Origin of the sequence: Desulfobaculum sp. SPO524, assembly GCF_044987625.1 — a bacterium.
Lineage (GTDB): Bacteria > Desulfobacterota > Desulfovibrionia > Desulfovibrionales > Desulfovibrionaceae > Desulfobaculum.
In genome coordinates, this window is the sequence record NZ_JBJDSB010000002.1 from 551,287 (window position 1) to 577,281 (window position 25,995).

General features: G+C 63.9%; 22 protein-coding genes. 11 read left to right on the plus strand and 11 right to left on the minus strand.

The annotated features are described in order from the left end of the window. Positions 1–76: 76 nt before the first annotated feature. From ACI3L3_RS08095 to ACI3L3_RS08135, 9 genes are all read left to right on the plus strand, one after another. Complete coding sequence (locus ACI3L3_RS08095; RefSeq protein ID WP_404844603.1) at positions 77–1,414, plus strand: DUF4910 domain-containing protein; 1,338 nt, start codon at positions 77–79, stop codon at positions 1,412–1,414. 12 nt (positions 1,415–1,426) lie between these two features. After that, the gene (locus ACI3L3_RS08100) at positions 1,427–2,341 is read left to right on the plus strand and encodes a class I SAM-dependent methyltransferase (protein ID WP_404844604.1); all 915 of its coding nucleotides are present in this window, start codon (positions 1,427–1,429) and stop codon (positions 2,339–2,341) included. Next, entirely contained in the window at positions 2,338–3,036 is a 699-nt protein-coding gene (locus ACI3L3_RS08105) for a class I SAM-dependent methyltransferase (RefSeq protein ID WP_404844605.1), read from the plus strand. The genes ACI3L3_RS08100 and ACI3L3_RS08105 overlap by 4 nt, the downstream gene beginning before the upstream one ends. Continuing rightward, positions 3,033–4,919, plus strand: a complete 1,887-nt coding sequence (locus ACI3L3_RS08110) for an asparagine synthetase B family protein (protein ID WP_404844606.1) — start codon at positions 3,033–3,035, stop codon at positions 4,917–4,919. The genes ACI3L3_RS08105 and ACI3L3_RS08110 overlap by 4 nt, the downstream gene beginning before the upstream one ends. A 4-nt stretch (positions 4,920–4,923) precedes the next feature. Beyond that, the gene (locus ACI3L3_RS08115) at positions 4,924–5,790 is read left to right on the plus strand and encodes a radical SAM/SPASM domain-containing protein (protein WP_404844607.1); all 867 of its coding nucleotides are present in this window, start codon (positions 4,924–4,926) and stop codon (positions 5,788–5,790) included. Positions 5,791–5,873: 83 nt separating this feature from the next. Then, positions 5,874–8,012 (plus strand): glycosyltransferase, encoded by a 2,139-nt coding sequence (locus ACI3L3_RS08120; protein ID WP_404844608.1) that lies wholly within the window; start codon positions 5,874–5,876, stop codon positions 8,010–8,012. A gap of 5 nt (positions 8,013–8,017) precedes the next feature. Then, positions 8,018–9,067, plus strand: coding sequence for a TylF/MycF/NovP-related O-methyltransferase (locus ACI3L3_RS08125; protein ID WP_404844609.1), 1,050 nt, complete (start codon positions 8,018–8,020; stop codon positions 9,065–9,067). Further along, the gene (locus ACI3L3_RS08130) at positions 9,067–10,383 is read left to right on the plus strand and encodes a glycosyltransferase family 4 protein (protein ID WP_404844610.1); all 1,317 of its coding nucleotides are present in this window, start codon (positions 9,067–9,069) and stop codon (positions 10,381–10,383) included. Before ACI3L3_RS08125 ends, ACI3L3_RS08130 begins: the two co-directional genes overlap by 1 nt. Before the next feature lie 38 nt (positions 10,384–10,421). Then, positions 10,422–12,077: a glycosyltransferase gene (locus tag ACI3L3_RS08135; protein ID WP_404844611.1), complete on the plus strand. Its 1,656-nt coding sequence runs from the start codon at positions 10,422–10,424 to the stop codon at positions 12,075–12,077. Here ACI3L3_RS08135 and ACI3L3_RS08140 read toward each other — a convergent pair. The 10 genes from ACI3L3_RS08140 to ACI3L3_RS08185 form a co-directional block, all read right to left on the minus strand. Then, positions 11,995–12,993 carry a glycosyltransferase family 2 protein gene (locus ACI3L3_RS08140; protein ID WP_404844612.1) on the minus strand — a complete coding sequence of 333 codons (999 nt, stop codon included), beginning with the start codon at positions 12,991–12,993 and terminating at the stop codon, positions 11,995–11,997. The genes ACI3L3_RS08135 and ACI3L3_RS08140 overlap by 83 nt on opposite strands. A gap of 9 nt (positions 12,994–13,002) precedes the next feature. After that, on the minus strand, positions 13,003–13,953 hold the full coding sequence (locus tag ACI3L3_RS08145) for a glycosyltransferase (protein ID WP_404844613.1): 951 nt from the start codon (positions 13,951–13,953) through the stop codon (positions 13,003–13,005). Between the two features lie 9 nt (positions 13,954–13,962). Further along, positions 13,963–15,042 (minus strand): N-acetylneuraminate synthase family protein, encoded by a 1,080-nt coding sequence (locus tag ACI3L3_RS08150; protein WP_404844614.1) that lies wholly within the window; start codon positions 15,040–15,042, stop codon positions 13,963–13,965. Next, a complete protein-coding gene (locus ACI3L3_RS08155) occupies positions 15,039–15,653 on the minus strand; it encodes a winged helix-turn-helix transcriptional regulator (RefSeq protein WP_404844615.1) in 615 nt (204 codons plus the stop codon). Before ACI3L3_RS08155 ends, ACI3L3_RS08150 begins: the two co-directional genes overlap by 4 nt. Positions 15,654–16,038: 385 nt before the next feature. Beyond that, positions 16,039–16,863, minus strand: coding sequence for a tetratricopeptide repeat protein (locus ACI3L3_RS08160; protein ID WP_404844616.1), 825 nt, complete (start codon positions 16,861–16,863; stop codon positions 16,039–16,041). Between the two features lie 208 nt (positions 16,864–17,071). Then, positions 17,072–18,202, minus strand: a complete 1,131-nt coding sequence (gene carA / locus ACI3L3_RS08165) for a glutamine-hydrolyzing carbamoyl-phosphate synthase small subunit (protein ID WP_404844617.1) — start codon at positions 18,200–18,202, stop codon at positions 17,072–17,074. Continuing rightward, a complete protein-coding gene (kdsB, locus tag ACI3L3_RS08170) occupies positions 18,202–18,945 on the minus strand; it encodes a 3-deoxy-manno-octulosonate cytidylyltransferase (protein WP_404844618.1) in 744 nt (247 codons plus the stop codon). The genes carA and kdsB overlap by 1 nt, the downstream gene beginning before the upstream one ends. After that, positions 18,945–20,216 (minus strand): 3-deoxy-D-manno-octulosonic acid transferase, encoded by a 1,272-nt coding sequence (locus tag ACI3L3_RS08175; protein WP_404844619.1) that lies wholly within the window; start codon positions 20,214–20,216, stop codon positions 18,945–18,947. Before ACI3L3_RS08175 ends, kdsB begins: the two co-directional genes overlap by 1 nt. Before the next feature lie 12 nt (positions 20,217–20,228). Continuing rightward, complete coding sequence (locus ACI3L3_RS08180; protein ID WP_404844620.1) at positions 20,229–21,131, minus strand: D-alanine--D-alanine ligase; 903 nt, start codon at positions 21,129–21,131, stop codon at positions 20,229–20,231. Beyond that, positions 21,094–21,780: an HD domain-containing protein gene (locus tag ACI3L3_RS08185; RefSeq protein ID WP_404844621.1), complete on the minus strand. Its 687-nt coding sequence runs from the start codon at positions 21,778–21,780 to the stop codon at positions 21,094–21,096. The genes ACI3L3_RS08180 and ACI3L3_RS08185 overlap by 38 nt, the downstream gene beginning before the upstream one ends. Positions 21,781–22,016: 236 nt before the next feature. Between ACI3L3_RS08185 and hypD the strand changes: the two genes are divergently transcribed. Then, positions 22,017–23,108: a hydrogenase formation protein HypD gene (gene hypD / locus ACI3L3_RS08190; RefSeq protein WP_404844622.1), complete on the plus strand. Its 1,092-nt coding sequence runs from the start codon at positions 22,017–22,019 to the stop codon at positions 23,106–23,108. Between the two features lie 4 nt (positions 23,109–23,112). Beyond that, the gene (gene hypE, locus ACI3L3_RS08195) at positions 23,113–24,120 is read left to right on the plus strand and encodes a hydrogenase expression/formation protein HypE (protein WP_404844623.1); all 1,008 of its coding nucleotides are present in this window, start codon (positions 23,113–23,115) and stop codon (positions 24,118–24,120) included. 222 nt (positions 24,121–24,342) lie between these two features. Here the strand turns inward: hypE and ACI3L3_RS08200 are convergent, their stop codons facing one another. Continuing rightward, positions 24,343–25,986, minus strand: a complete 1,644-nt coding sequence (locus ACI3L3_RS08200) for an NAD+ synthase (RefSeq protein WP_404844624.1) — start codon at positions 25,984–25,986, stop codon at positions 24,343–24,345. Positions 25,987–25,995: the final 9 nt, after the last annotated feature.

Genomic DNA, 25,995 nt, shown 5'->3' on the forward strand with positions numbered 1-25,995 from the left:
ATTCTCCGGCGCGTCGTGAATGCCGTGTTCCGGCGCAAGCGGCCCAAAGACGGCGACATCTACCCCCTGTACTGACATGGTGGACCTTGACCGTTTCCGTCAGGCGCTGGAGCTGAACATCGGCGTGTGCCAGCCGGACAATGCGCGGCTGTTGAGTCTGCTGTCGCAGATTGTCCCCTTGCGCATCTCGCGCTTTGCCAGTGGGCTGGAGCACAACGGCTGGGTGGTGCCCCGGCAGTGGAGCGTGGACGTGGCCGAAATACGCTGCGGTGGCCGCCTGCTGTTTGACGGCAGGGCGCATCCGCTGGCCGTGGCGGGCTACTCCTCGTCCTTTTGCGGCACGCTGTCCCGGCGTGAGTTGGACGCGCACGTCTTCTGCCGCAAGGACGTGCCGGACGCCTACGCCTTCCACTCCATGTACAACTACCGCCCATGGCAGGAGCACTGGGGATTTTGCGTGCCATGGACGGAGTACAGCGGCTGGCCCGAGGATGGCCAGTACGAGGTGCGCCTTGAGACGTCCTTTACCGACGGCGACATGCTGGTGGGGGACCTGCACCTCGCCGGGGAGCGGCCGGATACCGTGGTCTTCAACGCCCACACCTGCCATCCCTGTCAGGCCAATGATGACCTTGCGGGCGTGTTTGTGCTGTTGGAGCTGTTCTCCCGCCTGCGGGAGCGCTCCACGCGGTGGTCCTATCGTTTGGTGCTAGCGCCGGAGCACCTTGGCACGGTGTTCTATACAGCGACCTTGCCGCAAGAGGAGCTGGAGCTTATCCGCCTTGGCGTCTTTGCCGAGATGCTCGGCAGCAGCGGTCCCCTCGCGCTCCAGCGCAGTTTTTATGGCGACAGCCTTGTGGACCGTGTGGCGGCGCACATTCTGGCGGAAGTGGAGCCGGGGTTCACGGACGGCGCGTTCCGCACCATCGTCGGCAACGACGAAACCGTGTGGGAGGCTCCGGGCATTGAGGTGCCCATGATTTCCCTCTCCCGCTGGCCGTACCCCGAGTACCACACCAGCCACGACGACATGCGCATCATGCACCCCGGCAAGCTGGAGCAGGCCGTGGAGGTGCTGGAGGCCATGGTGGACGTGCTGGAGACCGACAGCGTGGTGCACCGGCGGTTCAACGGCCTGGTGGCGCTCTCCAACCCCCGCTATGACCTGTATGTGGAGCGCCCGGACCCCGTGGTGGAAAAGAACCTGACCGAGCGCGACATCCGCTTTGGGCAGATGCAGGACCGGCTCCCCCGCGCCTTTGACGGGGCACGCACCGTGTTCGACATCGCCGAGGCCTTTGGCGTCAGCTACACGCGCCTGCGCGAGTATCTGCAGCGCTTTGAGGACAAGGACCTTGTGGCCCTGACCCCGCCGGAGCATCTGCACCGGCGGCCACGGCCCCTTGGGCCATAGCCGGAGGAATCCATGACGCACCGAACAGCCGAGGACGCCGTCCGGGCCTGCTACAGCACGTGGAGTACGTCCTACTACGATGATTACTACGGCGAGGGCGCGGCCTATCCGCCCGTGCACCGGGACCTGCTCCGGCGCATCCTTGCCCCGCGCAAGGGCGGGACGCTCCTTGATGCGGGCTGCGGTCCGGCGTCCTTTTTGCGGGATGTGACGGACCTTGGCTTTGACCTCTACGGCTTTGACCTCACGCCGGAGATGGTTACCGCGGCGCGGCAGGTGCTGGGCGAGCGCGGCGTTCCGGCGGAGCGCATATGGCAGGGCAGTGTGCTGGACGAGGCGGCCTACAGCGCGCCCGGCGGCTGGCCGCAGACCTTTGACGCGGCGGTGTGCGTTGGCGTGCTGCCGCATATCCCGGAGGGTGAAGAGGGTACGGTCTTCGCCAATCTGCGCGGGGCGGTGCGGCCGGGTGGGCTGGCCGTGGTGGAGGCGCGTAACGAACTGTTTTCGCTCTTCACCCTCAACCGCTACAGCCGGGACTTTTTCATGGACCGCCTCATTGACCGCGGCGGCGTGCTGTCCCGCGCGCCAGGTGAGGAGCGCGGCGCGCTGGAGGGCGCCCTTGACGGTCTGGAGGCCATGTTCCGTACGGACCTGCCCCCGGTGCGCCGGGGCGAGGATGGTCAGCCGGGCTATGATGAGGTGCTCTCGCGCACGCACAACCCGCTGGAGCTTGCGCCGCGTTTTGCGCGGGCGGGGTTCGCGGACGTGCGGGTGATGTTCTACCACTTTCACTGCCTGCCGCCCATGCTGGGCGAGGCCGTGCCGCAGGCTTTTCGCGCCGCCAGCCTTGCGCTGGAGGAGAACCCGGAGGACTGGCGCGGGCACTTTATGGCCTCGGCCTTCATGCTGGTGGGGAGGCGGGAATGATTCGCGCTGACGGCTGGGGCACGTACTGCATCTGGGAGCACAGCGCTGTGGTGAAGGACCTCTACAGCCGCCGCTGTCTGCTGCAGTCCGAGGAAATGACCTGCCACAAGCAGGCGGCCAGTCTGTTGGCCCGTGTGGCGCGCCCCGGCGAAAGCGTGCTGGATGTGGGGTGCGGGGCTGGATACTTCTACCACAGCATCGCGCGGCGCGGGCTGGACCTGCGCTATACCGGCATAGATGCCGCGCCGTCCCTTGTGCGGCTGGGGCAGAGCATTCTGCCTGGGTACGGCCTGCCTACGCACGCGCTTCAGTGCCTGCGGCTGGAGGATGCCTGCGGCGAGGTGGACCATGTGGTGTGCCTGAACGTGCTGACCAACATCGACAACTACCACCGCCCGCTGGAGCGGATGCTGGGCATGGCGCGGCGGTCGGTCATTCTGCGCGAGTCCGCGTGGGACAGGCCCGCCCGGTACGAGTACGTGCGCGACGCCTACCTTGACCCCGGCGTGGACCTGAGTGTGCACGTCAATACCTATAACGCTCCGGAACTGATGGAGTTTATGCGCGTGCGCGGGTTCCACGTCTGTCAGGTGGTGGACGTGCGCACCGGCGGCGAACCGGAAGACGTCATCGGCTACCCTCATCATTGGACATTCTTTGTTGCCACACGTGATGACACCGAGGAGGCGGCATGAGCCGGATTTGCGGACTGATTTCTCCGGGCGATGCGGCCCGGCGGCACGACCTGCTGCGTATGATGCTGGAGCGCGTCGGCGCGCCCCCACACCGGCGCGAGCGGGTGCTCCATGGCGGCAGCGCCGCCCTTGGCTGGTCCGGCGTGGATGCGCCCCCCTGCGCGCAAAAGGCCGGAGTGCTGGTGGCGATGGATGGCGTGGTGCTGAACCGCGACGCCTTCGAGCCGCAGAAAAGTGACGCGGACCTGCTGCTGGATCTCTACCTGCGCTATGGGCTTACTGATGCGCTCTCGCGCTTGTGGGGCGATTTTGCCGTAGCGGTGCATGATGTGCCGCGTGGCACCCTGTGGCTTGGGCGCGACAGGCTGGGCGTGCGCCCGCTGTACTGGACGCGGCAGGGGCCGCTGGTGGCCTTTGCGTCGCGGCCCGGCGCGCTGTTTGGGTTGCCCGGTGTGTCGCGCAGGTTGCGCGGGCACCGCGTGGCGCGCCTTGCTGCGGCGCATTACCGGCTGTTTGACGACGCGCCGGAGGAGTCCCCCTACGCGGATATTGCCCAGCTTCCGGCGGCAACGGCGCTTAAGGTTACCGAGGCGGGCGAACGCGCCACGCGGTGGTGGAGCGTGGAGGACGCGCCGGAACTGACAGGGACACAGGACGAGCTTGCAGGGCGCTACCGCGACCTTATCTTTGACGCCGTGGACCGGCGCATGGCCGTTATGCCCGCGGTTGGGTTCACCCTGTCCGGCGGTATGGATTCCTCAACGGTGCTGGCGTCTGCGGCGCGGGGCGTGCGCGCCAAGCAGGTGGCGTTTTCCACTGTGTATGCGGACCGGACCTTTGATGAATCCGAAGACATCCGGCCCATGCTGGACCATGCCGTGTCGCGGTGGGAGCGCGTCCCCGTGGACGCGCCGGACGTGATGGCGCTGGTGCGCGATATGGTGCGCCTGCACGATGAACCCGTTGCCACGGCAACGTGGCTGTCCCACTGGTTGCTGGCCCGGCATGCGGCGGCGCAGGGGGTGCGCACGCTGTTTGGCGGCCTTGGCGGTGATGAGCTTAACGCCGGAGAGTACGAGTATTTCCCATACTACTTTGCGGAGCTTCGCCGGGCGGGGCGGCATGCGGACCTGGCGCGCGAGATTGCCGGATGGGTGGAGCACCATAACCATCCCATCTACACCAAGAGCACAGCGGTGGCCATGGCGCTGATGGATCGCCTGACGGACGCCCAGCGTCCCGGCATCTGCCTGCCGGACACTGACCGCATGACGCGTTACGCCGCCGCGCTGTCGCCGGATATGCGCCGCATGCTGGAGCGGCCCGCGCCACAGCCGGAGCATCCCTTTCCCTCGTGCCTCAAGAACAGAACGTGGCAGGATCTCACGCGAGAGACTATGCCCTGCTGCCTGCGCGCGGAGGACAGGCACTGCGCCGCCCTTGGCATGCAGGCGGCGCACCCCTTCCTTGACCACCGGCTGGTGGAGTTCATGTACCGGGTGCCGGATGGCATGAAGATTGAAAACGGCGTGACCAAGGTGCTGCTGCGCCGCGCCATGCATGGCACTCTGCCGGAGGCAACGCGCACCCGCGTGACCAAAACGGGCTGGAATGCACCGGCGCACGTATGGTTTGCCGGCGAAGGCGGCGACGAGCTTATGGATATGGTGCGTGGCCGCGCCTTCCGCGAGCGCGGCATCTATGACCCTGCGGAGGTGGAGCGCCTTGTTATGGAGCACAGGACCATTGTGGCCGAGGGCGCCCCGCGTGAGAACCATATGATGTTCCTGTGGCAAGTGGTGAACATGGAAATATGGCTGGACGGCTTGGATTCCCGCCGCGCGGGAGCCGATATGGCGCAGGCCGCGCCGGCAAGTGAGTAGATTTATGAAAGAGACTGTTCCGTCAATCTTTGCGCTGGAGACCGTGCTGGGGTGCAACCTGCGGTGCCGGGAGTGCGCCGTGGGCGCAGGCATTGTGGAGCGAAAGCACGGCATGCTGTCCTACGCGGACTATGTGCGCATTGCCGAGCGCATAGCGCCTTACTGCTCGTACCTCTACCTGCATCTGTGGGGCGAGCCGCTGTTGAATCCGGACATCATCCCTATGGTGCGCCACGCGTCCACCTACGCGCAGACCAATATCAGCACCAACGGCAATACCATGACAGCCCACGGCGCGCGGGAGCTGATTACCTCCGGCGTGACGGATGTCATCGTGTCCATCGACGGCGTGTCGCAGGAGGTCTACGGCACCTACCGCAGGCGCGGAGACGTGCAAAAGGCCCTCGACGCGCTGGAGATGCTCCAGCGATTCAATCAGGCGCTGGGGGCGGGGGTGAACATTTGCCCGCAGTTCATCGTCTTTGCGCACAATGCCCACGAGATGGCGGACTTTGACGCCTTTTGCCGGGGCATTGGCCTGTCGCCTATGTTCAAGGCCCCGTATATCCGCAACGGCTCCGGACTCCGGCCCTCGGGCATTGCGGCCTTTGAGCGCACCTTTGCGGAGACGCCGGAAGGCCGCAAAAAGGCCATGCGCGCCTGCCAAAATCCGCGCGATGTGATGACCATCCTCCTCGACGGTTCCGTTGTGGCGTGCTGCTACGACCACAACGGCCTTACCCATTTTGGCAACATTTTTGAGTCGGACGTGCTGGACATATGGAACAGCCCACACTGCCGGGATTTCCGTCAGCGCATTGCCAGCGGTAACGCGCCGGAGTTCTGCATGGACCAGTGTCTTATGTATTGATGCGCCGCAGGCGCGCGGCACGGAACCGCTTTTGCATGGAATAGCCTGATACCGCGCAGTCCGCGCAAACAAAGGACGAAACCATGTTTGAAATGCCCTACAAACGCCTCCCCCACACAGTGACGATGGAAGACCCGTCGGAAGGCGTGCTCATTGCCAACGGCTTGTTTTTGCGGGGAAAATTCCGCGAAGCCTTTGACGTGTTTGAGCAGACGCTGGACGAGTGGCCGGAGATGCATGTCGAAATTTTGGCGGCCTGCTACGACCACTATGAATCCCTGACGGACCGAAGCCGCTACGCCCTCTATCAGTCGCGGCATTTCGATTTTCCCATCTGGGATGGCGACAGTGTTTTGGACATCGGCAGTGGGCATATTCCCTTCCCCAAAGCCACGCATCTGGCGGACATCAGCCTCTCCGACGGCGAAGTGGGGCGCGCGGGCAAGGCCTTTAAGCGCCGCGACGGTTTGCCTGTGTTTGAGTGCCCGGTGGAGGATACGCCCTTTGAGGACAACAGCTTTGACTTTGCCTACTGCTCGCATGTGTTGGAGCACTCCACGGACCCGGAAAAGGCCTGCCGCGAATTGATGCGCGTCGCCCGGCGCGGCTACATCGAAACCCCGGCCCGCGCCAAGGACTGCTTCCTCAACATGGCGCGCGTGTCACACCATTTATGGGCGGTGGAGCACATCCATGGCACCCTCGTTTTCTCCGAGTACACGAAGGACGACAAAAAGGGCCTTATGTCCGACGTGCTCATGGACATGACCGCCCACCCCGAATCCCCGCGCGAAAAGGCCTTTGCCGCCCTCATCTACCTGCGCGCGCCGCAGGTGAACACCATGTTCATGTGGGAGGATTCCTTCAAGGTGGAGGTGCGAAGCGCCAACGATATTTTTGTGGCGGTGAAGGAGTCCGTTGCCCCGCTGCGCCGTGCGGTGGAGCAGGGAGTGCCGACGCAGAATCCCTCGCGCCTGCCGGGGTGTGTCCTGCTGTCGGATACCGCCGCGCCGGGCGTCCGGCAGGAGGGCGGAGGGCGCGAAAAGCTGCGCCTTGTGCAGGTGCATACCTTCTACCCGGCGTATCTGGAGTGGTTTTATGGCCGGTATCCCAAGCTGGCGCAGGCCAGCTACGAGGCACAGGTCCGCGCTTTGGTGGACGACGGCTTCAGCGGCATCCACATGCTGGCCCCGCATCTGAAGGACTACGACTACGACAGCCACCTCATCATCGCCAACAATCCCAATACGCAGGCCGCGTGGCTGAGTGAGCGGGGCTACCCTCTGCCCAAGGGCGACTGGGTGCGCCATATCGCCATGATGCAGCTTGAGGAGTTGCACCCGGATGTTGTGTATCTGACCGAGCCGATTACCTTTGACGGTTCTTTTCTGCACATGCTGTCCTTTACGCCGCGGTTGACCCTTGGCTGGCGCGCGGCGGACATCCCGCAGGGGACGGACTGGCGCGGCTTTGACGTGATGCTGTCCAGCCTTGCCGCCCTGCGGCAGGAGGCCGAACGCATCGGCGCGCGCGAGGGTGTGGACTTTTCGCCGGGTGTTCCGGAATTTTTGATGCCGCAAGCCGTGCCGGACGAGCAGCGTTCGGACATTGTATTTTGCGGGCAGTGGACGCGCGGCCAGCACGAGCGCCGCAACGCCATGCTCCAGACCGTAGCCCGTGCGGCGTCGGCCAAGGGCTATTCCTGCGATATGCACCTGAGCGGCGAGGTGCACACCCTGACGCCGGAGGTCGCCACCTACGCCCGTCCGGCCCTGTATGGCCGTGCCATGCACGAGGCCCTTGCGCGCGGACGCATCGCCTTTGACGGGCGCGGCAGAATTGGCACCCCAAGCGGCGGAGCCATGAAGGACCTTGCCGGACGCGAGAGCGCGAACATGCGCATCTTTGAAGCCACAGGGAGCGGGGCATTCCTGCTCACGGAGCATTACGACAATCTGTCCAAGTACTTTGACATTGGGCGCGAGATTGAAACCTTCCGCGATGACAAGGAAATGGTCGAGAAGCTGGGCTACTACCTTGCCCACCCCGAAGAGCGCGAGGAAATCGCCCAGCGCGGGCGCGAGCGGTGCCGCAGTGAGCACTCTATGGCGCAAAAGGCCAAGCTGTTCGACACCATTGTGCGCGAGCGGTTGGCGCGGCAGACGCAGCAGCCTGCCGAAGCGGCGTGCGCTGAGGAGTGCGCCACCAAACCTACAGGATAAGCATCATGTTGCAGCGAATAGAACAGTCCTTCGAGACCGTCCGGCGCATCCTTGCCGGGGTGGACCGAAACAGCCCGCAGGGCGCGTCCATTGTGGAAAGCAGCGTCCGCCCCTTTCTTGTGGACCTTGCCGCCATGACGGAGCAGCTCCTCCAGAGCGGCCAGTACGGCGACGCTCTGCGCCTGACCAGCCTTGCCAAGACGCTTCGCGTTCCCGTGGCGGGGATGGACCTGTTGCGGGCGCAAGCCTTCATCGGCTTGCAGGACCCGCCATCCGCCGTGGAGGCCCTGAAGGAGGAACTGCGGTACACCCCGGACAGCGCCCCCGCGCGTGAGATGCTGGAGAAGCTCAAGGAGCTTGGCTTTGGCACTGTGGCCGGGCGGTACGGCGAGGAATTCGCGGAACTCCTCGCGCAGATTAAGCCGTACACCATGGTTCCGGAGGCGCGGCTGCATTCGCTGTTTCGCCTTGCGCGGCGGGTGTGCACCACGGACGTTCCCGGCAATTTTGTGGAGTGCGGCGTGGCCGCTGGCGGCTCCAGCGCGCTGTTGGCCGCTGTGGTGCGCCGCTACAGCACGCGCGAGCGCCATGTGTATTCCTTCGACACCTTTGAAGGCATGCCCGAGCCCACGGCGGAGGACGTGCACGGCGATGTCCATGCCGAGGAGACGGGCTGGGGCACGGGCACCTGCGCCGCGCCGGAGGAGAGCCTGCTTGCCATCTGCTCGGAGCTTGGCGTGGCGGACATCGTGCGCCCGGTAAAGGGCCTGTTTGGTGAAACACTCCCGGCCGCGCGGGCTGAGGTGGGCGAAGTCGCCTTCCTGCACATGGACGGCGACTGGTACGAATCCACGCGCGACATCTTGCAGAACCTCTACGACGCCCTGCATCCACAGGCCCTTGTTCAGGCCGACGACTATGGCTTTTGGCGGGGGTGCCGCAAGGCCATGGAGGAATTTCAGGCCGAGCGCGGCATTCGTTTTTCGCTGCGGCCCATCGACAACGACGGCGTCTGGTTCGACCGCGCCCGCGTGACGGCGGCGGAGGAGGCCTGATGCGCGTCCTGCATCTGTGCATGCAGCACTATGGCGGGGCCGGAACAGCGGCGTATCGTCTGCACGCCGGCCTTGTGGCGCAGGGCGTGGACAGCCGCATGTGCGTGCTGAACCGTCAGGGCGATGATGCCGCCATTTCAGTGGCGACTCGCGAAGGCGAGCCCGTGCACGCCGTCACCGGTGCGGATGGAGTGGTGACGCACATTTCGCAGGCGTGGGTGGATGCGGGCAGGCGCTGGCAGGCCCTGCTGGCGGACTACCCGGAGCGTCCCGGCAATCTGGAAATATTCACGGACACGGCGTCCACGCTGGATGTGGACGATATTCCCGGCATCCATGAGGCCGATGTGGTGCATCTGCATTGGGTGGCGGGAATGATTGATTTTTCCCGCCCACTGGGGGCACTCTTAGCGCGTCCCGTGGTGTGGACCCTGCACGATATGAATCCCTTCACCGGCGGCTGTCATTATTCTGCCGGGTGTGAGCGCTGGGCTGAGGGGTGCGGCATGTGCCCCGCCCTTGGTTCCACGCGGCGTGATGACATATCGCACGCGGCGTGGCGGACGCGGCATGCGGCCTACGGCGCGCTGCGGCCCGAGGTGGTCACCCCCAGCCGTTGGCTTGGCGGGTTGGCCTCGCGCAGTCCGCTGTTTTCCGGGCGGCGTGTACGGGTCATCCCCAACGGGTTGGATACTGAGGTCTTTCGGCCATGGCCCACGCCAGCAATCCGTGAAGGTCTTGGCGTGCCGCAGGACGCCTTTGTTGTGCTGTTTGGCGCGGCCAGTGTGGCGAACCACCGGAAGGGCTTTCGGCAGTTGGTGCGCGCCCTTGAGGAACTCCAAAGCCTTGGCCGCGTGCCAAACGCCGTGCTTGGTGTGTTTGGGCAGTGGGGCGGCGCTGCGCCGCGTCTTCCCTTCCCGGTGATGGAGTTTGGCTACGTGCATGACGAGCGAACCCTCGCCGCGCTGTATTCCATGGCGGACATGGTGCTCATCCCCTCGCTGGAGGACAACTTGCCGAGCGTGGTGCTGGAGGCCCTCGCCTGCGGAACGCCTGTCGGGGCTTTTGATGTGGGCGGTATGCCGGACATGGTTGACCACCGCGCTACAGGCTGGCTCGCCCGGCCTTATGATGCGCGCGACCTTGCCTCCGGCATAGTGTGGGCCAACGCTATGAAGGAGCGGGACCCGGCCCTTGGCGTCCGGTGCCGGACCACGGTGCTGGAGCGTTTTTCACTGACCGGGCAGGTGCAGGCCTACCGCGACCTGTACACCCGGTTGACGCAGGCCACCGCGCCGCGCGCGTATTCGGTGTAAATGGACAACATCTTCCACCTAAGAGACTCAAGGCAACAATGCGAATTTGTATAGTAAACAATACCTATCTGGCGGACGCGTTTTCCGCCATGGGGCATGATGTGCTTGGCCTGCGCGTGCAGCCGGGAATCCAGAACATTGCCGCCCTGCTTGCGGAGCATGATTTTCAGCCGGAATTGTTTGTGGAGGTGGAGGTCCTTGGTGCCCGCCCTGTCTTGAATGGACTGGACGAAATAGCGTGCACCAAGCTCTTTTGGTCTGTGGACACGCACCTGAACGCGTGGTGGCATGCGGATTATGGGCGGCTGTTTGATGCGGTGCTGACCACCCAGCAGCACTGGGTGCAGCGCCTGGAGGCCTGCGGCTTGCCGCGTGTGTACTGGCTGCCGTGGTTCGGCGTGCGCCGCCCCTACCGCCCGTGGCAGGAGCGCCGCCACACCTTTGGCTTCATTGGCCGCCTGTCCGGCTACCGCCCCGTGCGGCGCAGGCTGGTGGACTATATGACCACGCACCACGGCATGGCCTTCTACGAAAATATTCCCTACGCCGAACTGCATGATACATACGCTAGAGTCTGCGTCATTCCCAACGAGTCCATCCTCGCGGAGGTGAACTTCCGGCTGTTTGAGGGGGCGAGCGTGGGCAGCCTTGTGCTGAACCAGCGCGGGGGCACCGACATTGCCGGGCTGTTTGAGCCGGGTAAGGAAGTGCTGGAGTATGGCGATGTGCTGGAGCTTGAGGAGCACGTGCGCTACGTGAAGCGTCACCCCGAAGTGGCGGAGGCCATGGCCCACGCCGCGTGGGAGCGCGTGCAGCGCGAGCACCTTGTAGAGCACCGCGCGCAGCGGATTATGGAGTATGCGGCTCAGTGCGGGCAAAACGGCGTGACTGGAGAGGACGCCGCGTGGCATATGGCGTCCACACTGTCCATGCTGTGGGAGGCTGAATACCTGCGCGGCAACGGCGAGCGCATTTTGCAACTGGCTAAGGGCTTCGAGGATGAGCAGATGGTGGCGCGGACCCTGCGCCTTGAATGGTCTCTGGAAAAGCGCGAGGACCTGCGCGAACTGTGCGCGTGGCTCATGGACTCCGGCGACTATCACCAAAGCTTTGTGGTGAACTTTGCCGGGAGCATGTGCGCGTTGGCTCTTGGGGAACTTGGGCTTGCCAAGGGTTTTTGGTATCGGCAGGTCACTGACGGTGGCGCGTCGTTCCTGAAGGCGGAGACGCCGTGCGATGTATACATGGCGTGGGCGCGGGAGTGCCGCAAGCGTGGGCTGTTGTTTCGGCCGGGATTGCGCTTTGTGCCGGGGCAGAGTTTACCTGAGGCCGCTGTGGAGTGCTGTCTTGCCGCCTCGGCCTGCGCGCCGGAGGATACGCGGGTGATGAAGCAGTTGGTAAGCTTGTGTGGCGCGCTGGAAGGCGCGGGCGAGCACCACCTTGGCTTTGCCTCGGCGCTGTCCCTGCGCGAGCCGGACAACTGGCGGCTGGGCGTGGACCTTGCGCGGGTGAATTTTGAGGTGATGCGCTATGAATCGGGCGTGGAGGAACTGCGCCTTGCCCATGAAAGCGCCGTGAAGCACCAGCGCGAGGAATCGTTTTTTAAGATGCTTATGCGCCGTGACCCGTCGGGGCGGACACTCCGTCTTGTCCGTGAAGGGGTTCGGGCGTCTGTGGGTTCGGACGCGCCGTAAGGTAGACGCCCTCGGCGATCCATTTGTCATGATAGGCCGCCCAGCTATCCCCTGATTCCCGCCCGATGTCGTGGTGGACGCAGATGGAGTAGGGCAGGGGATAGTCGGCGCGCAGGCTTTGCCCAAACGCCCGCAGACGCAGCTTTTCCAGCCCCAGCGCGGTGATGTGCACGTCAAAGTGCTGCGTCTGGCGCGGCAGGGGCGGCAAGGCCCGCAGGCGGGCGTTGTTGGCAAGCTGCTCTTCGCGCAGGGCCGTACAGTTGTTGGCGGCATGCTGGCGGTACCAGTAGAGCTTTTCCGGAATGAAGGCCGTCTTTTCCACCCCCGCCCGTTCGATAAGGGCAAAGTACAGCGCCAAGTCTCCCGCCGCGCGCACGGGCAGGCCGCTGTCGTCACACAGGACCGACCGGTCCAACCCATCGAGAAGATATCCCTTGAAGGTCCGTAGCTGGGACAGGCACCATAGCTGTTGCCGTACCGGAATGCCCGGTATCAGCGGCGCGCCCGTGGAGCCTTCAGTCCCCTGAATATCCATGTCCGTCCAGACTACATCATAGCCTAGGGCGTGCGTTTGCATCACCCGCGCAAGGGCGCCGGGCAGGAGCATGTCGTCCCCATCGAGAATGGCGACAACATCGCGCGGGCCGGGCGCGGCGGCGTCAATGGCGCTGAGGGTGTTGCCCATCAGGCCAAGACGGGTGCGCTGGCGCAGAAAGGTGATGCGTGGGTCGCTCAGGTAGTCCCGCGCGGCGTTGACGGTGTCGTCCGTGGACGCATCGTCGGCGACGGTGGCGGACCAGTCGTCCCGCTCCTGCGAGACGAGGGAGGCAAGGCACTGGGCAAGCCACTGGCCGCAGTTGCGGCAGGGGATGATGATGTGCAGGTGCCGGGGAGCAAGGGCGCTGTTGATGGGCATGGCGGTTCCTCACGAAAGGGTGGCGTACACGCTGCTGAGGCGGGCGACGACTTTGCGGTCGCTCCAATGGTCTTCCATAAACGCGCGGCTGGCGCGGCCTACGGCGTCGCGGCGGTCGCAGTCGCAGGCAAGGTCCGTGATGGCGCGGGCGAGTTCGTCCCGCCCATGGGCCACAATCCACGGCAGGTCCTGCGTTTCGGCAAAGTCCTGCATATGTCCTGTGCACCAGTCATCCAGCCCCGCCACCGTGGGCACGCCCTGACTCAGCCCCTCAAGGCTGCTCATGCCGTAATAGCCTTGCATGTGGTCAAACTGCATGTGGCACTGGCGCTTGCGGCGCAGGCATTCCTTGTGCGGGATGTCGTCCATTAGCTCCAGATGCGGGCGGGAGCCGTTCAGGCTGGTCAGCACGTGGAGCAGGTCGTCCGTATTTTTGAGGTCCTTGCGCGTTGGGGAATGGGCAAGGCGGACGGGCGCGGCCTCGCGCTGGTCAAGGGGCATGTAGAGCGGGTCGTCCTGCGGCACGAGGTTGGGCTGCCATGTGGCTTCCGGAAGCAGGCGCAGAAGGTCCGGCGTGCTGACAAGGAGGTTGGAGCGGCCAAGGGCGGCGTACTTGTCCCGGAAGTGCTGGGGATTGCCGCGAAAGGCTGGGTGTCCATGGTGATGGTGCACGATGGCCTTGCCGCGCATGTAGTCGGCGGGGACAAAAGGCCCAAGGCGCAGGTGCTCGTCCGCCGTCATATGAAAGTGAAAGACGTCTGCGTGTTCCAGTTCGTCGCGCAGGGCGTCCAGCCCGGCGGCGTCGAGGCTTGGCACATGCAGGTCCGCGTCCCACGCGTGGCTGTAGCGCGTTTCCAGCGTGACCACGCGGCAAAAGTGCTCCGTGTGCTGGTTCAGGGCATTGGCAAAGCCGATGGCGGTGCCCGCCGGGTCGTTGATGGCAATCATCAGTATGCGCATGGCGTTGTCCTATCGGCCCACGGCGTGCTGCGCGGTTTCCATATCCTCCCAGCACAGTTGGGCGTCCGCCGGAATATCGCGCAGAAGGCTTTGTCCGAGTACGGCGTCCCAGTGGATGGGGGAGAGGCCCGTTCCTGGGCACTTGGCGGCGATGTCGGCCTCGGTGATGCGCTGCCCGGCGCGCAGGGGGCGTGCGGCGACGATGCTTTTGCGCAGTTTGGCCGCGCACTGTTGCTCCGCCGGGAATACACGCTTGGTGGTGGTGCGCAGGGCGGCCTGCGTGTCGCGGACCATGGCCGAAAGCTGGGCGAACTCCGCCGGGTCGAGGGAGGCCTTGTGGTCCGTGCCGCGCATGGTTTTATCCAGCGTAAAGTGCCGCTCCACAATGCAGGCCCCGAGGGCCACGGCGGCAAGGGTGGGCGCAAGGCCGGACTCGTGCCCGGAATAGCCTACGGGCAGGCCGTAGCGTGAGCGCAGTTGCGCCATGACGGGCACGCCTGTGTCCTCGGGGGCGCAGGGGTAGCTGCTGTTGCAGTGCAGCAGCGCCACCGGGGCGGTGCCAGCCGTAAGGGCGCGCACCGCGGCGTCAATGTCCGCAAGATCGCTCATTCCCGTGGAGAGGATGACCGGGCGACCCACCGCGCTGAGGCGGCGCAGCATGGGGATGGTGGTCAGGTCCGCCGAGGCGACCTTGAACAGCTCCACATCCATGCCGATGAGACCCTCTAGGCTTGGCATGTCCCACGCAGAGGCGAAAAAGACCATGCCCAGCGCTTCGGCCTCGGCCTTAAGCTCGGCCAGTTGGGGCAGGGTGAGTTCCAGCGCTTCGCGGTGTTCGCCGTAGGTGGGACCAAAGCTGTTGGCCCCGGTGTAGGGCGCGCACAGCCCGGCCTGCGTGAACAGTGCGGCGTTGTCGCGCTTTTGGAACTTGACGGCGTCCGCGCCGGCGCGGGCGGCCTCGTGCACCATCTGGCGGGCGATGTCCATGCTGCCTTGATGGTTGTTGCCGACCTCGGCGATGAGAAAGCAGGGCTGGCCGGGGCCGATGCGTCGCCCGGAGGCAAGCTGTATGGGGGGATGCGGGGTCATAGTTTCACCACGGGGATGTTTCTGGATTCAGCGAGGGGCTGAATATGTTGAAAGATGTCGTCCGCCTGTCCAAAGGATGTAATGACGATGGCGTCGCAGGTGAGCGTTTCAAGGACATGGGGCGGAAATATGGTATGCCCGGCTAGCTGCTGGCTGTGTTTGTCCGGGTCATTGTCCAGCAGGGCGAGGACGGTGCAGTCCATGTGCCGCAGGGCGGAGAGGGCAATCTCGCAGGTTTCTGACGCGCCAAAGAGCACCAGCCGTTTTTGGCCGCGCTCCTCCAGCACTTGGAGTTTGCGCCGGACGAGGGATTTGACGGCGGTGTAGCTGCGGACCACCTCCGCGCAGTAGGCGGAGAAGAGGTCGCGGCGCAGGCGCTCGCCCGCGTCGGTCAGGAGGTATTCATACTTGCGGGCGTTGACGGGGCGGGCCTCAACGCAGTTTTTGCCGCGCAGGTCCTTGAGGTAGCTGTTGACCATGGCACCGGACATACCGGTGCGCTCCCCAAGCCCGGACTGGCTGAGGTGCGGCGTTTCCGCAAGCGCCTCAAGGATGGCGAGGGTGCGGTACTCCGTGCTTGGACGGACAAATTGTCCTGAAAGGTGCAGCATGGTCACTCCGCGTTGGGCGTTAAACATTCACCTACTGAATATTTGTATGCAATGGTGGGGCCAATGTCAAAGCCGCGAGCAAATCCGGGGACTGGGAAAAAGGCTGGGGAAAAGTGTCGGAATTTTGGCGCAGACTTTGCCGGGTAAGGTTTCGTGCCGGGTGTGACGGGGCGAAGAAGGCGGGTCGCGCCATGGTGCGACCCGTTGCCTTCGTTTGCGAAGGCCGGGCGAAATATTCGTTGACTGAATGATGAGCGCAGGCGGCTCACGGCTCACGGCTCACGGCTCACGGCTCACGGCTCACGGCGGACGCAGGCCGCAGGGCGTAAAAAAGGGCGCGGTCGTCACGACGGCGCCCCTATGGTCGGGTGTGGTTGCGTGCTGGCTATTTGTCCTGCTTGGCGGCTTCCTTGCGCATCTTCTTTTTGGCGAAGGTGTGCATTTTTTTGGCCTCGGAAAAGTCGGGCGACAGCTTCACTGCCATGGCGGCAACGCGCGCGACCTTGTCCCACTTCTCCCAGTCGATGTACAGGCGGCCGATGTTGAAATACAGCCCCGGATCGTCTTTGGCGAGTTTCAGCGCCTTGACGTAGTACTTCTCGGCCATGTCAAAGCGGTTCATCTTGCGCAGAACCATACCCACGCGGTTGTACAGATGGGCGGACTCCGGAAATTCCTTCAGCGCCTGCGTCAGGTATTCCAACGCGTCCTCGTGGCGCTCGGCCTTGAGGAGCAGTTCGGCAATCTGCGTCTTCAGGTCCGTATCGTCGGAAAATTGCAGAACCAGCTTGTCAAAGACGAACTTGGCGTCCTTGAACTTTTTGCGTCCCAGCAGTTCCTTACCACGGGCAAGGCCCTTGACCTTTTGCTCCTCAATGGCGGCCAGCAGCTGCTTGGCCTCGTCCACGGCGCTGCCCTGAAGGTCTTCGAGCAGTTCGCGCAGGGTGCCCATGAGCTGCTTTTCCTGCCCCGCGTTGTATTCCAAAACCATGGGGCAGACTTTTTTGAATTCGGCGTCGTTGTTGAGGGTGTACAGCGCTTGTTCCACGCTGGTGCCGAATTCTTTCTTCTCGTGCGCCATGAGCGGCGTGCGCAGGATAATGCCGATGGCGTCGTGCAGGCTGACAATGGCCGGAAGGAGCTTCTTCTGCTTAAGATAGCGTTGAATGCCGGAAAGTTGCGATCGTGCTTTGATGAGCTCGGTGGACATGCCGTTTCCTTGTCTGAGTGTCGGATGTCTTTCAGATGTAGGGGAAAAATGGGCCGGATGCAAAGCGAGTTTCAGCGTTCACACGCGATTTTGTGGCGGCGGAGGGAGAAGGTGCTGCCAGTATTGGCAGTTCCGTCAAAAGTGCTTGATGACGGGCCTTTTTTCCGCGCCGCGGGCAAATCGCGTGTGAACGCTGGGGCTTACGTTGTTACACTCCGGCGTGGGTGCGAACGAGTTCGCGGAAACGGGGGAAGAAGTACTGGCTGTCGTGCGGACCGGGCCCGGCTTCCGGGTGGTGCTGGATGGCCAGAATGGGCTTCGTGGTGTGGCGGAAGCCCTCCAGAGTGTTGTCGTTGAGGTTGATGTGCGTCACCTCAATGTCCTCAACCCCTTCCATATCCACACAGAAGCCGTGGTTCTGGGAGGAAATCTCAATGCGGCCGGTGGTGAGGTCCTTTACCGGGTGGTTCACGCCGTGGTGGCCGAATTTCAGCTTGTAGGTCGTGCCGCCGAGGGCCTGACCAAGAATCTGGTGCCCAAGGCAGATGCCCGCAAGGGGGTAGTTGTTTGCCAGCGTGGTGACGGTGCCGATAACGTCGCCGAGGGTGGCCGGGTCGCCGGGACCGTTGGACAGGAACACGGCGTGGGGCTTCACGGCGTCCACCTGCTGGGCTGTAAAGTGCGGGGGCACAACAAGCAGGTCCAGCCCCTGTGCGGCCAGAAGGCGCAGGATGTTCCACTTCACGCCAAAGTCGTACACCACAACCTTGGGGCCGTTTCCGGGCCAGTCGTAGGTGCCGTCGGCGGCGATGGAGACGGTGCGCGGGGCGCCGTCCACCCATGTGTACGGCTCCTTGGGCGCGACGCGCTCGGCAAGGTTTTGGCCGTCCATGGAGGGCAGGCCCTTGGCGCGTTCCACCAGCTCCTCGGGGGTGACGTCGTCCGTGCTGATGATGGCGCGCTGCGCGCCGTGCAGGCGGATGTGGCGGGTCAGGGCGCGGGTGTCGATGCCCTCAATGCCCATGACGCCGTGCTCCTTCAGGTAGTCCGGCAGGGACATCTTGGAGCGCCAGTTGCTGGGGACCTTGCAGCATTCCTTAACGATGAAGGCCTCGACCCAGACGCGCGAGGATTCGACGTCTTCCAGATTGACGCCGTAGTTCCCAACAAGGGGATACGTCATGCAGACCATCTGTCCGGCGTAGGAGGGGTCCGTGAGGACTTCCTGATAGCCGGTCATTCCAGTGTTGAAGATGGCCTCGCCGCCAGCATTCCCGGCGCCGGTGAAGGAGCGGCCCTCAAACCAGGTGCCGTCTTCCAGGGCTAAAATGGCTTTCATCAGTTGTTCTCCGATAACGCGTTGATGACTTTTTCGATGTCCTCGGGACGGTCCACGCCGTGCGTGCGAAATTGCGTGGGCACGACGTAGATGGGGATATCATTCTCAAGCAGGCGTAGTTGTTCCAGCTTTTCCTGCCGTTCCAGCTCGCTTTGACCAAGGGCCACAAAGCGGCGCAGGGTGCGCATGCGGAAGGCGTACAGGCCAATGTGACCCCAGTAGTTCCCCTCGCCGCCGTCGCGCAGGTGAGGGATGGGGGCACGGGAAAAATACAGCGCAGAGCCACTTCTGGTCCATACGACCTTGACTTGGTCCGGGCTGGCGGCTTCCTCGGCGGTAATCTTGGTGGCAAGGGTGGCCACGCGGATGTTCGGGTCCGCAAAAGGCTCCATCAGCTCGGTCAGCATGGCTGGCTCAAGCAGAGGTTCGTCGCCTTGAATGTTCACCACCACGGCGTCGTCCGGGACGGAGAGGGCCTCTGCCGCCTCCAGCACGCGGTCTGTGCCGCTGGTATGCTCCGTGCCCGTCATAACCACGGGCACGTTGAACTTGCAGGCTTCGGTATAGATGCGGGAATCGTCCGTGGCGAGGACGACTTTGCCGAAAAGGGGGCATTGAATGGCGCGTTGGTACACGTGCCAGAACATGGGGCGGCCCAGAATGTCCGCCAAAGGCTTGCCCTCGAAGCGGGACGAGGCGTACCGCGCGGGGATGATGCCGTAACAGGGAGGAAGCTGTGGCATTACAGATACCTGGTGATGCAGTCCACCGCCGACCGCGTGCCGCCCTGCCGCGCGCCGATGTATTCTGCGGCGCGGCGCTGCACGGAGTCCTGCGGTTTGGGACGGTTCAGGTTCTTGATAAGTGTGGCCGCAAGGGTGCGGGCGTCCGGGACCTCGGTGACGAGGCCACTGTCCACAATGTCGCGGCCGATCCAGTCAAAGTTCTTCCAGTGCGGGCCGATGACGGGCGAAACCCCGTGGGTGAGCGGCTCAAGGAAGTTCTGACCTCCCAGCGGGCGCAGGCTGCCGCCCACAAAGACGGCGCGCGCAAACCCGTAGGCCGCGCCCAGCTCACCGAAGGTGTCCCACAGGATGGGCGTCCCCGGAGGCGGTGCTTCGGAAAGTTGCGAGCGCAGGACAACGGGCAACCCGGCTTCATACAGGGCTTTCGCCCAAAAGTCGAGCCTATGCATGTGCCGGGGAAAAACAGCCAGATTTGTCTTGGGCCGCGCCTCGTGCACCAGCGTTATGGCCTCCAGCACCTCGGCTTCCTCTTCCTGCCGGATGGAGCCGAAAACCGCCGTGGAGGTTTTGCCGCCAAGGATGCGCGCTACGGGTGTGTCCTTGTGCGCCTGCTGGGGCGTGGTGGGGCAGCGGTCGAATTTGATGTTGTTCATGCCGCCGACGCGGTCCTCGCCAAAGACAAGGGAGAAGCGCTGGCGCGCCGCGCCGTTGATGGCAAGGATGCACTCTGGGGCGATGTCGCGCAGCAGGTCCTGCACGGCAAGGTAGCCGGGAAGGCTGCTGGCGCTCATGCGGCCGTTGACCACCAGCACCGGGATGTCGTGCCGCTTTGCGGCGGCGAGCATGCCGGGCCAGAGTTCGGTTTCCAGCGAAACGATGACGCGGGGGCTGAAGCGCTGCATGGCCGTGTTCATGAGCATAGGCATGTCCAGCGGAAAGTACGCCAGCCGCGTTGCCAGCAGGTTGTTCTTTTCGGCTTCGTCCGCGGCCTGCTGGAGGATGTCCATGCCCTGACTGGTGCCGGTGGTAATCAGCACGCGCAGGGGCTTGTCGTCCGGCAGGGCCAGCAGAATCTCACGCGCAAGGTATGCCTCGCCAGCAGATGCCGCCTGCATCCAGATGTCCACAGGGCCTTCGGGACCGGAGAGGAGTATGCGTTCCTGCCAGCCCTGACGCATGCGTCTCGACAGGGCAAGGGCCGGAAGGGCAAGGGGCCAGGCAGCACTGTAGAGGCCGAGTGCGGCTCGGGTTTTCATGGTGAGTGTCATAGGCTCTCTAGGCTAGCGGGACAGACCGAGGTCGATGAGTCTGGCGATGAGGTCGTCGAAGGAGTATCCGGCCTCGGCGGCGGCCTGCGGCACAAGGCTGGTGGCCGTCATTCCCGGCAGGGTGTTCATTTCAAGCAGGTAGGCGGCGTCGTCCGTAACGATGAAGTCGCCGCGGCTGTAGCCGTACAGGCCAAGGGCCTTATGCGCGGCGAGGGTGGCCTTGCGGATAGGCTCCGCCACGCTCTCGTCGATGGGCGCGGGGCAGATTTCCTGCGCAACGCCGGGCTTGTATTTGTTTTCGTAGTCAAAGAACGCCGCGCTTTCGTTGGGCTGAATCATAATCAGGGGCAGGGCCTCGTCGCCAAGGATGGCGCAGGTGACTTCCTTGCCCTTCATGAGGGGTTCCAGCAGCGCTTCCTGCCCAAGGTCGGCAATGGTGGCGAGAGCCGGGGCAAGGTCGGTGTGGTCGGTGACCATGCTCATGCCAAGGCTAGAGCCGCCAAGGTTGGGCTTGGCGAACAGCGGCAGGCCGATGCGTGGCGTCCAGTCGGCGCCGGGCTTGTCGGTGACCAGCTCCCAGTCCGGCGTCAGGATGCCATGCTCACGGAAGACGCCTTTGGCCGCTGCCTTATGCAGGGCCAGAAAGGACGCCGCGGGGCCGGAGCCTTGGTAGGGGCAGCCGATGGTATCCAAAATGGCCTGAACAAGGCCGTCTTCGCCGGGAGCGCCATGCAGGTTGATGAACGCAAAATCGTGGGCGCGGGCGGTGGAGATGAGGGAGTCGAAGGACGCGGAAAGATCGAAGAACGTGACGTCATGACCAAGGCGGAGCAGGGATTCCTGCACGGCCTTGGCACCGCTGAGGGAGACGGCGCGCTCAGTCGACCAGCCTCCCGCTATCAAAAGTACACGCATTGAGATTGACCTCGAGGTGTTCGTTTAGGCTTTTTTCAATGGCCATGGTCTGCTGCATGGAGCGTTCTATGCGGCTTCTGGCCATTTCGCTCTTGCCGTATCGTTCAAGGATGTCGGCAAAACGCACGCCAAGGGGCACGATGGCATCGTGCCGCACGCGCTTATCGGCGTAGAGCACGACAAGGGGCAGAAAGTAACGGACGACGTCCACGGTGTAGGGCCACCACACGTGGTGCAAAACGCCCTGCGACAGCAGCGGGTTGCCGGTGTGCTCCATGGCCCACGCCGCACCCAGCTGGCTGTGATGGCCGCCGTGCTCGATGCAGTAAATTTTGGCGATGTCATGGAGCAGGGCGGAGGCGCGGACAAGGCGCACCGCGGGCTGGCCGTCAATAAGGCCGCGCTGGGCTGCGCGCTCTGCTATGGCGGTGGCAACGCGGGCCACCTGCCGCGAGTGATTGCGGATGTGCTCCGGCATGCTGCGCAGGTCCCAATAGGCCGTGCAGGTGTCGTCGTCTGGAACAAAGAACTCGTCCGGTGTGAAGGGGACGGCAAGGTCCAATTCATCCGGGGTGGGGAGGAAATCCCTGCCTGTGCGCGAAGATGCCTTGGCTGTGCTGGCAGTTTCCTTGCTTGTGGATGAGCGCATGAAAACAGAATTCCTTGGGGAAAAACGGGTGGAGTCCGGCTTATGCCGAACGCGTAGTCGTTCTATCAGCCGAAGCTGGAAAAATAAAGGGTCCGCTTGTGCTTTGGGGGGCTTTCGTAGTATGCCCGAAATCTCCCGCAACAAGTTGAAATGAGCGGGGATTTCCCATGTTCCGGCGCTTCCGGGACCTCTGGGGGAACTGCAACCCGACCGGAAACCGGCGAAAGGATACGACTGTGAGTGTGCTCGACAAGTTCAGTGATCCGAAGCTCTGCCGCTCCCTTCTGGACAGGATTCATGCGGAGCTGGACGGTGAACTGCGATTTATGGAGGTGTGCGGCACGCATACAGTGTCCATCTTCCGCAGCGGCCTGCATTCGCTTCTGCCAGAGCGAGTAATTCATCTCTCCGGCCCCGGCTGCCCCGTGTGCGTCACGCACGAGAGCGAGGTCGCCCTGTATTTGGACCTTGCCGCGCGCGACGACGTCATCGTGGCGACCTTTGGCGACCTGATGCGCGTTCCCGGTCCCGGTGGGCGCAACCTCAAGGCCGCGCAAGCCGAGGGCGCAAGGGTGCAGGTCGTCTATTCGCCCTTCGACGCCATTAAGCTGGCGCAGGACAACCCGGACACCAAGGTCGTGTTCCTTGGCATTGGCTTTGAGACCACGGCCCCCACTGTGGCCGCCACCGTGAAGATGGCGGAGCAGGCCGGATTGACCAATTTCCACGTCGTATCCTTCCACAAGCTGGTTCCGCCCGCGCTTGCGGCCCTTATGGCGGACCCGGAACTGCGTTTGGACGCCCTCATCATGCCCGGACACGTTACGTCCATCATCGGCCCTGCCGCGTACGGCTTCCTTGCCGACGAGTTCAAGCTGCCCGCCGTGGTCACCGGGTTCGACCCGCTGGACATTCTGCAGGCGCTGCTGGAACTGGTGCGCCAGCGCAATGACGGACGCGCCGAGGTGGTCAACATGTACACCCGCGCCGTGCCCGAGGAAGGCAACCCCAAGGCCGTTGCCATTATGAACGAGGTCTTTGATACTTCGGACGCCCTGTGGCGTGGCCTCGGGAGAATTCCGGCCAGCGGGCTGGAGTTTGCCCCGCAGTATGAGCGGTTCGACGCCAAAAAGGTGCTGGGCCTGACCCTGCACGAAGAGCCGCCCATCCCCGGCTGTCGCTGCGGCGAGGTTTTGAAGGGCAAGCTTGCCCCCAACAAGTGTCCGCTCTTCGGCAAGGCGTGCACTCCGGCACAACCCGTGGGCCCGTGCATGGTCTCCACGGAAGGTTCCTGCGCCGCGTACTTCAAATACCATACGGAGCTCTAGAGCAATGAGCGATACGAAGGTTCTTCTGGACTATGGAAGCGGAGGCAAGGCCTCCCAGCGTCTCATCAGTGATCTCTTTAAGGCGAACTTTTCCAATCCGGTGCTGAACAAGCTCGACGACGCCGCATTTCTCGACATCGCCGGACCGCTTGCCATGAGTACCGACACCTTCACCGTGGACCCCATCTTCTTTCCCGGCGGGGACATTGGCTCGCTGGCCGTGCACGGCACCGTCAACGACGTGGCCATGCTGGGCGCGCGTCCGCTGTATCTGTCCTGCGCCTACATTATTGAAGAGGGGCTGGACTTTGAGGTGCTGGAGCGCATCGTCAAATCCATGGCGCGTGCGGCGGAGAATGCCGGCGTGTCCATTGTAACGGGCGATACCAAAGTTGTGCCCAAGGGCATGGCGGACAAAATCTTCATCAATACCACGGGCGTTGGCACCATGCTGGCGGAGAACCACCCCAGCGGCGAAAGCGCGCGCCCCGGCGACGTGGTGCTGGTCTCCGGCACCATGGGCGACCATGGCCTGACCATCCTTGCCCAGCGCGAGGGGCTGCCCCTGACCACGCATGTGGAAAGCGACAGCACCAACCTGAACCACCTGACCGAGGCCCTTATCACCGAGGTGGGCGATATCCACGTCCTGCGCGACCCGACGCGCGGCGGCCTTGCCACCACGCTGAACGAGATTGCCGAGGCCTCGAACGTGGGCATTACGCTGGAGGAGGAGCGCATTCCCGTGCATCCCGGCGTGAAGTCGGGCTGTGACATCCTTGGGCTGGACCCGCTGTATTTGGCCAACGAGGGCAAGTTCCTGTGCATCCTGCCCGAGGCCAAGGCCGAGAAGGCGCTTGAGGTCCTGCGCGCCAGCGAAGAGGGCCGCGAGGCCTGCCTTGTGGGCCGCGTCAGCGAGGACCACGCGGGCAAGGTCGTCCTGCAGACGCCACTTGGCGGCAAACGCCTGCTGAATATGCTGGAGGGCGAGCAACTGCCGCGCATCTGCTAATCGTTTTCCTCCTCTGCCGGGACGCGCTGCCGGCGCATCCCCGCGCGCTGATGCGGCCCCGCCGCCCCAGCGTCCAGAGCACATCATAGAAAAGCCCTTGCCATCCACGGACGGCAAGGGCTTTGTTTTGGCTCACTGGCTCACTGGCTCACTGGCTCACTGGCTCACTGGCTCACTGGCTCACTGGCTCACTGGCTCACTGGCTCACTGGCTGATGAAAAACTACTTGATAACGGCGGCAAGGGGCATGCGCCAGCCTGTGCCAAAGGCGCGGTCTGTTACCTTGATGCCCGGGGCGGCTTGTCGGCGCTTGAACTCGGCAATGCGTAGCAGGTGGCGCACGCGCTCAATGGTGCCGCGCTCAAAGCCTGCCTGCACGATGTCCTCGGGGGATTGGCGTTGGACCACGAGGCGCTCAAGGATGGCATCCAGCACCTCGTAGGGCGGTAGGGAGTCCTCGTCCTTCTGGTCCGGGCGAAGCTCGGCGGACGGGGGCTTGGTGATGACGCTGTTCGGGATGATTTCGCGGCCCTGCGTCATGTTGAGCCAACGGCACACGGCAAAGACCAGCGTCTTGGGCACGTCGGAGATGACGGCGAGGCCGCCGGACATGTCGCCGTAGATGGTACAGTAGCCCACGGCCAGCTCGGACTTGTTGCCCGTGGTGAGCAGCAGCGACCGGAATTTGTTGGACATGGCCATGAGCAGGTTGCCGCGGATGCGCGCCTGAATGTTTTCCTCGGTGACGTCGCGCTCAAAGCCGTCAAAAGCGCTGGCAAGGGCGTCGTCAAAGCCCTGCATCAGCGGGGCGATGGGGATGGTGCGCGTGGCAATGCCAAGGTTCTTTGCGAGGGCCTCGGCATCGGCAATGCTGCCGTCACTGGACCACGGCGAGGGCATCAGCACGCCCAGTACATTTTCCGGGCCTATGGCTTCGGCGGCCACAGCGGCCACTAGGGTCGAGTCGATGCCGCCGGACAGGCCAAGCAGCACGCGCGAGAAGCCGCACTTGCGCACGTAGTCCCGCACGCCAAGGACAAGGGCGCGCCACGCTTCGCTTTCGGGCGTGAAGTCGTCGTCCTCCATGCGTCCGGTGCAGGTCTGTGTGTCCACCATCAGGACGTCTTCGTCAAAGGCCTTGCCGCGCGCGAACAGGCGGCCGTCCGGGGCAAAGGCCATGCTGCGTCCGGCAAAGACGAGGTCGTCGTTGCCGCCCACCTGATTGGCGTAGACAAGGGGCACGCCGTAGCGCTTTGCCGTCCACGCCAGCATATCCTGCCGGATGCGCTGTTTGCCGATGACAAAGGGCGAGGCCGAAAGATTGACGATGAGGTCCACACTGCCCTCGGGCAGTGTGCTCAGGGGGTCGCTGGAGTAGCGCGGCGTGTCCCAAAAGGTGGAGTCGTTCCAAACATCCTCGCAGATGGTGACGGCGATGCGGACGCCGTCCATGTGTAGGATGCCGGGGCCGCCTGCAGGCTCGAAATAGCGGTCTTCGTCAAAGACGTCGTAGGACGGGAGCAGGCTTTTGTGGAAAACGTCCGCGACCTTGCCGCCGGAAAGCAGGGCGGCGCTGTTGCGGTAGGGTTTTCCGGCTCCGGAGGTGTTGGGCGTGGCAATGCCCACCAGAACGGGGCAGGCATCGGCAAGGGTGGCGGCAAGGCGCGTGAGCGCCTCGTTGGCACGTTCGACAAAGCCGCCTTGCAGGAGCAGGTCGCGCGGGGGATAGCCCATAACGGATAGCTCCGGCGCGATGCACATCTGCGCGCCCTTGCTGGCGGCAGCGCGGACGGCGGTGGCGATTTTCTCGGTGTTCCCTTCCAGATCTCCAACGGTCAGGTTTAGCTGCAGCAGGGCGAATTTCATGCGTAGAAG